Origin of the sequence: Vibrio sp. 10N.261.51.A3 (genome assembly GCF_041471965.1) — a bacterium.
GTDB classification, from domain to species: domain Bacteria; phylum Pseudomonadota; class Gammaproteobacteria; order Enterobacterales; family Vibrionaceae; genus Vibrio; species Vibrio crassostreae_C.
The window spans coordinates 1-8,851 of sequence record NZ_JBFRPK010000013.1 but is presented as its reverse complement, the minus strand read 5'-3'; the positions used below and the strand labels follow the sequence as shown (position 1 = coordinate 8,851).

The 8,851-nt window shown below is 43.9% G+C and carries 11 protein-coding genes; 8 read left to right on the top strand and 3 right to left on the bottom strand.

The genetic code is table 11. From position 1 onward, the window contains the following. Positions 1 to 682: 682 nt before the first annotated feature. Together AB4371_RS04105 and AB4371_RS04100 are read left to right on the top strand one after the other, a co-directional pair. A complete protein-coding gene (locus tag AB4371_RS04105; protein WP_372149062.1) occupies positions 683 to 970 on the top strand; it encodes a hypothetical protein in 288 nt (95 codons plus the stop codon). Between the two features lie 55 nt (positions 971 to 1,025). After that, positions 1,026 to 1,469, top strand: coding sequence for a YaiI/YqxD family protein (locus AB4371_RS04100; protein WP_017063355.1), 444 nt, complete (start codon positions 1,026 to 1,028; stop codon positions 1,467 to 1,469). 112 nt (positions 1,470 to 1,581) lie between these two features. On the opposite strand, the gene AB4371_RS04095 is transcribed toward AB4371_RS04100, so the two are convergent. The 3 genes from AB4371_RS04095 to AB4371_RS04085 all read right to left on the bottom strand — a co-directional run bounded on the left by AB4371_RS04095 (position 1,582) and on the right by AB4371_RS04085 (position 3,943). Next, entirely contained in the window at positions 1,582 to 3,168 is a 1,587-nt protein-coding gene (locus AB4371_RS04095) for an AbgT family transporter (RefSeq protein WP_017066391.1), read from the bottom strand. 387 nt (positions 3,169 to 3,555) lie between these two features. Next, positions 3,556 to 3,681 carry a type B 50S ribosomal protein L36 gene (gene ykgO / locus AB4371_RS04090; protein ID WP_083190210.1) on the bottom strand — a complete coding sequence of 42 codons (126 nt, stop codon included), beginning with the start codon at positions 3,679 to 3,681 and terminating at the stop codon, positions 3,556 to 3,558. A 1-nt stretch (position 3,682) separates the two neighbouring features. Beyond that, positions 3,683 to 3,943, bottom strand: a complete 261-nt coding sequence (locus AB4371_RS04085) for a type B 50S ribosomal protein L31 (RefSeq protein ID WP_017066390.1) — start codon at positions 3,941 to 3,943, stop codon at positions 3,683 to 3,685. Positions 3,944 to 4,067: 124 nt separating this feature from the next. On the opposite strand from AB4371_RS04085, the gene tsaA reads away from it, so the two are divergent. From tsaA to AB4371_RS04055, 6 genes are all read left to right on the top strand, one after another. Further along, a complete protein-coding gene (gene tsaA / locus AB4371_RS04080) occupies positions 4,068 to 4,763 on the top strand; it encodes a tRNA (N6-threonylcarbamoyladenosine(37)-N6)-methyltransferase TrmO (RefSeq protein WP_372149060.1) in 696 nt (231 codons plus the stop codon). Between the two features lie 101 nt (positions 4,764 to 4,864). After that, a complete protein-coding gene (locus AB4371_RS04075) occupies positions 4,865 to 6,580 on the top strand; it encodes a proline--tRNA ligase (protein WP_137002450.1) in 1,716 nt (571 codons plus the stop codon). A gap of 190 nt (positions 6,581 to 6,770) precedes the next feature. Further along, complete coding sequence (locus AB4371_RS04070) at positions 6,771 to 7,460, top strand: tellurite resistance TerB family protein (RefSeq protein WP_017060754.1); 690 nt, start codon at positions 6,771 to 6,773, stop codon at positions 7,458 to 7,460. A gap of 164 nt (positions 7,461 to 7,624) precedes the next feature. Beyond that, complete coding sequence (locus AB4371_RS04065; protein WP_008222923.1) at positions 7,625 to 7,828, top strand: YaeP family protein; 204 nt, start codon at positions 7,625 to 7,627, stop codon at positions 7,826 to 7,828. Position 7,829: 1 nt separating this feature from the next. Beyond that, positions 7,830 to 8,021: a DUF4250 domain-containing protein gene (locus AB4371_RS04060; RefSeq protein WP_004738555.1), complete on the top strand. Its 192-nt coding sequence runs from the start codon at positions 7,830 to 7,832 to the stop codon at positions 8,019 to 8,021. 232 nt (positions 8,022 to 8,253) lie between these two features. Further along, the gene (locus AB4371_RS04055; RefSeq protein WP_102320137.1) at positions 8,254 to 8,580 is read left to right on the top strand and encodes a hypothetical protein; all 327 of its coding nucleotides are present in this window, start codon (positions 8,254 to 8,256) and stop codon (positions 8,578 to 8,580) included. Positions 8,581 to 8,851 lie beyond the last annotated feature (271 nt).

The following is an 8,851-nucleotide window of genomic DNA, read 5'->3' as shown; positions in this document are numbered from 1 at the left end:
CGCCATGCTCGGCGCACAAAGAAAAGCCCCGACACCGAAGTGTCAGGGCTAGGGTCTTACTCGCAGCAGTCCGGCTACTAATAAATGCTCCATGCATCATCCATAATAGTGGCTGTAATCCTTCAGCTCTTTCCTTTACTTCGCCGTCCTAGCGGTGTCCAATCATCCTGAAAGCTAACAATCCTAGTTAGCGCACATCACTTGTTCCGTGAGCGGTGTCCTTTACATCGTCCTGATGCTAATCCAACCCTTTAAATCCTAAAGGTGTCCATTGTCATTCCGTTGCAGCTAACTTCCTGTTAACTGGCTGTATCCCTACAATGTCCTTACGCTCCATGCTTGACTACTCAATCCTAAGTAACCAAATCTTCATCCTGAAGATAACCAAATCCTTGGTGCTTTCCTGTTCCGTGTCAGAATCCTTCCGACAAGGTTTAATTTACGCGATTTAGGATTTTGGACAATAGATTTGCATCACACTTTCAATTCAATAAAGTTGTTAATTATATAAAACAATTAAAATTCAAAAGCTTAACCATGTGCACATCAATCTCTCTAGCGATGTATTCGTGTTATCTTACAGCCTTTGTAAGAGATCTCTCACAAGCTGTGGGCGGTTTTATGATTCGCTATCATTCACCGGAGCGAGTAAAATGACCGAATACTAAAAATGGAGGTCAACATGCTGACAAAAGATGTGTCTGAAGAGTTGAAATCAGTGCTTGAAGGACTGCAAGCACAAGGGAAAGAGCCAACTGTTGCTTTAGTGAAAGCTCGTATGAGTACATCCGTTCCAATGCCAGCTTTGATTACAACCATCAAGAGCTGGAAAAGTGCGAATCGCGTTCCTAAAGTGGAAGTCGCGGCACAAGCAGAGCCAGCACTTGATCGTGTTAGCCAACTGGAAAAGCAAATCCTTGAACTCACTGCTCGCGTTGCCATGCTTGAAGCTAAACTAACTGATCAATAAGGCAACTGAGCAATAAGTTGACCGATAAATAAGCTAACAGAGAAATTAGAACACTATGAAGATATGGGTTGATGCGGACGCTTGTCCAAAGGTTATCCGAGAAACAATCGTACGCGCAGCTGAGCGCACAGGGGTTGAATGTACCTTTGTGGCAAACCATCTGGTTCCCGTTCCTAAACGCAATAACATTCACTCAATTCAAGTGCCAAGCGGGTTTGATATTGCTGATGATGAAATCGTAAAACGCACTGAACCCGGCGATCTTGTGATTACATCCGATATCCCTCTGGCTGACGAAGTGATCACCAAAGGTGGGCAAGCACTCAGCTCTCGTGGTGAGCTTTACACCAAAGAGACCATCAAAGCGCGTCTGAACATTCGTGACTTTATGGATACTATGCGCTCAAGTGGCATCCAAACGGGTGGACCAAGTGCCCTTTCTCAAACCGACCGTCGTGAGTTTGCCAACCACTTAGATAGAATTCTAGCCAAACGCTAGCTGGCTCATCCGAGCTTAACCTAGTTCTATCTCTCCATAAAAAATCAAAAAACCTGCAAACAATGCAGGTTTTTTTAATATCAATTAGAAGAAGGTTTCCCCTACTCTACAACTAAGGCGTGTAGTACGTTGCAGCACCTGGACCTACTGGTAGGCCAAACACGAATACCCAAACGTAGAACATTAAGCTCCAACCAACCAAGAATACGATTGAGTATGGAAGCATAGTTGCAATCAGAGTACCGATACCTAGGTTCTTCATGTAACGCGTCGCTACAGCTAGGATAAGACCAAAGTAGCTCATCATTGGCGTAATGATGTTGGTTGTTGAATCACCGATACGGTAAGCCGCTTGAATCGTTTCAGGTGCGTAACCTACTAACATTAGCATTGGAACGAAGATTGGCGCTGTTACTGCCCACTGAGCAGAAGCCGAACCGATCATCAGGTTAATGAAGCCACACATTAGGATGAATGCGAAGAACAACATTGGACCCGTTAGGCCGATATCCTGTAGGAAAGTAGCACCTGCAACTGCGAATACTTGACCGAAGTTAGTCCACTTGAAGAAAGCAACAAACTGAGCAGCGAAGAACACAAGTACGATGTACATGCCCATTGAAGACATAGACTTAGACATTGCATTGATTACATCACGGTCTGTTTTCATTGTGCCGGTAACTTTACCGTAAACAAAACCAGGAACTGCGAAGAATACGAAGATGAACGCTACGATACTTTTCAGGAATGGAGAACCTGAAACCGTACCTGCTGCTGAACGTAGAACACCATCAGCTGGAACAATCGTCCAAGCAAGAAGCGCTGAAACCGCTAGCACTGCGATACCCGCAAACTTAAGGCCTTTCTTCTCAACGTCTGTTAGCTTGCCCATTGAATCATTTGATAAATCTTCAGACGCTTCTTCGTCGTTGTATTTACCCAGTTTTGGTTCAACAATCTTCTCAGTTACAAATGCACCTGTAATCGCGATGAAGAAAGTAGAAACAAACATGAAGTACCAGTTTGATTCAGGACCAACGTTGTAAGTCGGGTCAATCATTTGTGCTGCTGTTGTAGTAATACCAGAAAGCAGCGGGTCAACCGTACCGATTAGAAGGTTTGCAGAGTAACCACCAGATACACCAGCAAATGCTGCCGCTAGACCTGCTAATGGGTGACGACCCAAAGAGTGGAAAAGCATTGCTGCAAGCGGGATAAGTACTACATAGCCAAGCTCTGAAGCCGTGTTAGAGATAATACCTGCGAAAACTACGGTTACCGTAACCATGCGCTTAGATGCGCCCATTACCATGCCACGCATCGCCGCAGATAATAGACCTGAGTGCTCAGCAATCGCAACACCTAGCATTGCAACAAGCACGGTACCTAATGGCGCAAAGCCAACAAAGTTTGTCACTAGATTAGTAACAATGAGCTGTAAGCCTTCAGCATTAAGTAAGCTTACAACGTAGATCATGCCGTCAGCAGCACGACCTGGAGCACCTTCTGGACGAGGGTCCATAACAGACACATCAAAATATCCTGCTATACCTGAAGTAACTAGAATAGCGACACAGAAGATTGCGAAAAGAGTGATCGGGTGGGGTAATAGGTTCCCCAAATATTCAACACCATCGAGAAAACGGGTAAAAATAGGTTTCTTTGGCGAGTTGTTTTTTATTGAAGCTGATGAACTCATCAGTTCCCTCCTTGTAGTGATTCCTATGCAATTGTGACAAAAATGTTCAAATTGCCAGCGAAGGGTACGCGACAAAATTATTAATTAGAAATTAAAAATGTTACAAAATGTGTAACAAACGACGATTTTTAACTACATTAGAACAATTAATTAGCAAATAAATCTACATTAAATACAAAATCTAGATTTATAATTCACAAGCACACATTCACTACAAATATAACTGATGATATAACTCATTGATTCAATTGAAAATAAAACACGCCATACTCTAAGTTAATACGCAATATCCTGTCAGGTTCTTCTCGAGGGAAAAGAAAAACAGACAAATGAATGAAGTTTGACTTTCCCCTCGTTTTTACACTCGCGTCACATCAATTTGACTGACTAATTCTGAACCGCTTTGAATCTCGGATTGGTTTTGCAGATAACATAATGACGACCTCTGCGCTTTACTATCTGGCAATCAGGATGGCGGCTTTTCGCGCTTTTAAGTGATTTCACAACTTTCATTCTATTTCGCTCCCTTACCTAATTGACCAAAACGACGAGTGAAGTTCGCAACGCGTCCCTCTTTATGTAGCACTCGTTGTTTACCCGTATAGAAAGGATGCGACTTTGGCGACACCTCAATCGTGAAGTAAGGGTAAGTATTGCCGACTTCCCATTCGATAGTACGGTCTGTTTTTAGCGTTGAGCCGATTAAGAAGTACTCATCGACACTGGTATCATGAAAAACCACGGGACGGTAATCTGGATGGATATTCGGTTTCATTGTATTCCCCTTAAATAACCAACTTGATATGTTATAACACTACAAGTGACAATTGTTATCAAAAGAAAAACAAGCGATTTTATGATATTTTTCCGTCTTAATCGTAATCAGAGAACACCCAACTATGTACACAATTGAACCTGTTGGCTTTATTGAGTCTCCTTATAAAGAGAAGTTCGCTGTGCCAAGGCAGCCCAGGTTGGTACCCACATCCACCTCAAGAGTCAGATTGGTTGATGCAGCAAACTGCCTTGAGTCTGTTCGTTATATAGAGCAATTTAGCCATGTTTGGTTACTATTTCTGTTCGACAAGAACCTTGAAGCAGGCTGGAAACCAACTGTGAGGCCACCTCGCCTTGGCGGGAATGAACGTATTGGTGTATTCGCGTCACGTGCCACATTCAGACCAAATGGAATTGGCATGTCTGCGGTTGAACTAAAAGGTGTGTCTCAAGAGAAAGGACAGACTTGGTTGGATCTCGGCAGCGTCGACTTAGTAGACGGTACACCGATCATCGACATCAAGCCTTATATCCCCTACTCAGATTCGATTCCGGATGCATTGGGAGGGTTCGCCGCCGACGAACCAGAGGTGCTCGACGTTAACTTTTCGCAGCAAGCGCAAAGTAAGCTCGCAAGCCATCCACAGGCGCGCCATATCATTCAAGTGATCAAAGAAGTATTAGGCCAAGATCCTCGCCCTGCCTATAAGAAAGGTAAACCTGACAGTAAGGAATATGCGGTAAATTTGTTCGATCTTAACGTGAAATTCGTAGTTGAAACGCTTTTCATCAATGTAACTGACATTGAACGCTTTTGAGATCCCAAATAGGCTGATATTATATGCGGCTATATCAGATTTGCTGTGGTCACGAACGACAGCAAGTTTTCTTTTATCAATGATGAAACGGATACCATAGAATGCGTACCAGTAACTACCTTCTTTCTACTCTGAAAGAGACTCCAAACGACGCAGAAGTTATCAGCCACCAGCTGATGCTACGTGCAGGTATGATCCGTAAGCTAGCTTCAGGTTTATATACTTGGCTACCTACTGGTCTACGTGTACTGCGTAAAGTCGAAAATATCGTTCGCCAAGAGATCGATAATGCAGGTGCCGTTGAAATCTTGATGCCCGTAGTTCAACCGTTTGAGCTTTGGGAAGAGACTGGCCGTTCTGAAAAGATGGGGCCTGAGCTACTTCGTTTCACAGACCGTCACTCTCGTCCATTTGTTCTTAGCCCAACAGCTGAAGAAGTGGTAACGAGTCTAGTACGTAACGAGATCAGCTCTTACAAACAGCTACCTCTAAATCTGTACCAAATCCAGACTAAATTCCGTGATGAGCGCCGCCCTCGTTTTGGCGTAATGCGTGCACGTGAATTCTCTATGATGGATGCGTACAGCTTTGATATCGACAAAGAAGGCTTAGAAAAGTCTTACCAAGCGATGCACGATGCTTACTGTAAAGCATTCGACCGTATGGGCCTTGAATACCGTCCAGTATTGGCAGACTCTGGCGCAATCGGAGGCAGCGGCTCTCAAGAGTTCCACGTTCTTGCTGAAAGCGGCGAAGACCTAATCGCATTCTCTTCTGAATCTGATTACGCAGCGAACATCGAGAAAGCAGAAGCACTTGCTCCTACTGAAGATGCAGCAGCACCAACTCAAGAGATGGAACTGGTTGATACACCAAATGCGAAAACTATCGCAGAATTGGTAGAGCAACACGGTCTAGCAATCGAGAAGACAGTTAAGACTCTATTCGTTAAAGCATCTGATGAAGTAGAAGCAGATATCATTGCTCTAATCATCCGTGGTGACCACGAGCTTAACGAAGTGAAAGCAGAAAACCTTCCACAGGTTGCTTCTCCATTAGAGATGGCTTCTGAAGAAGAAATCCGTGCACTTGTTGGCGCTGGTCCTGGTTCACTTGGCCCTGTTGGCCTAGAGCTACCATTCATCGTTGACCGCTCAGTTGCTGTAATGAGTGACTTCGGCGCTGGTGCAAACGTAGACGGTAAGCACTACTTCGGCATCAACTGGGGTCGTGACGTTGAGCTTGCTCAAGTTGAAGACCTACGTAACGTAGTTGAAGGTGACCTTAGCCCATGTGGTAAAGGTACTATCCAGCTTAAGCGTGGTATCGAAGTGGGTCACATCTTCCAACTGGGTAATACTTACTCTAAAGCAATGAACTGTAACGTGCTTGGTCCTGATGGTAAGAGCGTAATCCTAGAGATGGGTTGTTACGGTATCGGTGTTTCACGTGTTGTTGCATCTGCTATCGAGCAAAACCACGATAAATTCGGTATCACTTGGCCAGACGCACTAGCGCCGTTCCAAGTTGCTATCGTACCAATGAACATGCACAAATCTGAGCGCGTTAAAGAAGCAGCTGAGAAGCTATACGCTGAATTAACAGCTATGGGTATCGAAGTTTTATTCGATGACCGTAAAGAGCGCCCTGGTGTTATGTTTAAAGATATCGAGCTTGTGGGTATCCCTCACACTATCGTTATCGGCGATCGCAGCATGGACGAAGGTAACTTCGAATACAAAAACCGTCGTACTGGTGATAAAGAAGCTATCGCAATGGACACGGTTATCGAGCACCTTAAGGCTCAACTAGCTTAGTAATCCGATTACTGACTAGATAAACATTGAAAGGCTGCCGTTAGGTGGCCTTTTTTGTGCCTGTCATTTCGCTTCAAACTCCCTTCTATTTATCAGTAGAGTAAATAACGTAAGTTAATCCCCTGTTCATCTTTAAATCCGTATATTGGTGTCATCAACTTTTTGGACATGCTCACCATTGGAGGTATCGATGGATATCAAAAGCTTACTGAACCAAGCACTTAAATCAGATCTCGTAAAACAAGGTACTCAGAAACTTTCACAAGGGTCTTCAAGTTTAAGTGGCCTTTCTCAAGGCAGCAATAGCAAGAGTAGCAGTAAAAGTACACTCGGAGCCTTCGGTGCAGGCGCAGTTGGCGGAGGACTGTTAGGTGCGTTAATGGGCTCTAAGAAGACTAAGAAAATGGGTAAGAAAGCGGCTGGGATTGGCGGCGCAGCAGCACTGGGCGCTTTGGCTTATAAAGTCTACAACGACTACCAGTCCAAACAAGGCCAGACACCTAACGCCGAACAGGCTCAGTTTGATGAAAATGATGCAAACCACAGCGTGCTGATTCTACGATCGATGATTGCCGCGTCTAAAGCTGATGGCCATGTTGATGAAGAAGAGATGGCTAAGATAGAGCAAGCCGTCGAGAATATGGGCGCTGATTATCAACTGACTAAATTGGTCTCTGAAGAACTGCATAAGCCACTCGACCCAAGCGAAATCGCTCAACTGGCAACGTCACCTCAACAGGCGAGTGAGATCTACTTAGCCTCTTTGATTGTGGCCGACGAACAGAATTTCATGGAGAAGGCGTACCTGAAAGAGCTCGCGAAACAGCTCAATCTTGCTGATGAAGTCACCTATCAACTTGAACAACAAGTCTCTGGCTAATCGGCAAGTACCAAACGAAGCCGTAAAGAACGGCCTAAGCAGCGAGCTAACCAAGTGAGATATTGAGCAAGGACAAACTAACTCTGAACTTGATCAGATCCACTTTGTTTTTGCTTATCTCTATGTGTATATTGAGATCAGTTATCATTTGGTTAGGTATAAAAATGAAAGTATACGATTGTTGTGATTTGGTTCGTGAACTGTATTCTCAAATTGGCAGTGGCGACCAAGGCTATATCCCTAAAGCGATCACCTGCGCAGTAAAAACATTGAATGACCTTGCTGCCGATGAGTCTCTTCCTAAAGAAGCTCGTGAACGTGCAGCCTTTGCCGCTGCTAACTTACTGATTTCAGATTTCGAGGACTAATATGAACCTCGCTAACTTTGAAAAAATGGATCCAGTGATGTTGATGAGCATCGTCAACATGAAGCTTCGTGACGACTTCGGCGGTGATTTAGATCGAGTGGTCAACTTCTACGAAATCGACAAAGCAGCCTTAATCGCTAAGCTCGCGTCTGCTGGTTTTGAGTATCTTCCAGAAGCTAAACAGTTTCGATAGTCGTTTAAAAAATCTTCCTATTTAAAGACCAACCTCTGTGTTGGTCTTTTTTTGTTGGTGATACGTAATAAGGAAACACGCAGCAAACCCATTATAAATTATCTGTATGCACCTATACTTTTATATCTTAGAGTCAACGAACGCGCCTTGAACCAAAGCGTATTGTTGTATAGGCTACCTAAACTAGCATATAAAACTCATCACTCAACTTGATGATAGTGAAGGATTAACAATGAAAAGACTCGGACTTTTAGCCGTTATCGCAGCCGCACTCACCGCAGGTTGCGCTTCAAATACTCAGCAAGACAACTTTCGCGAAGCCTCTTTTGAGCTGTGTAATACTGAAGTCGATATTTACTCTGTAAGCCATGATGAACGAGTTCGCATCGTCTGCTCTGATGGCTCTAAATTCGCTTTGAACAGCGAAGATACACTAGAAGTAATGCGTGATATCAACATCGACTACTGCGATGGCGAAGGCTTAGGCAAATTCAACGAGAGCCGCCACTATTACTCATTCAAGTGTAAGTCAGGCACCCTACTTAGCATCAAAAAGTAGAATCGACACTACCAAATACCAAAGGGTTAATGTGAAAGCATTAACCCTTTTTAATACCCGCTTTTCTTTACTCTTAATCCCAAATCCACCAGCCACCAGATACAAAAAATAGCTCCTTTAAAGAAGCCTCTAGTATCATTGCTTTTCAAAGTAGTTGTTTGAAATTCTAAGAGAGCACGCAGAGATTACGGGTGTAAGTGAGCATGCTCGACAACAATTTTAAAACTTCCAAGTACAAAAAAGGCCCCTATTAAGGCTGTCTCTTATACAC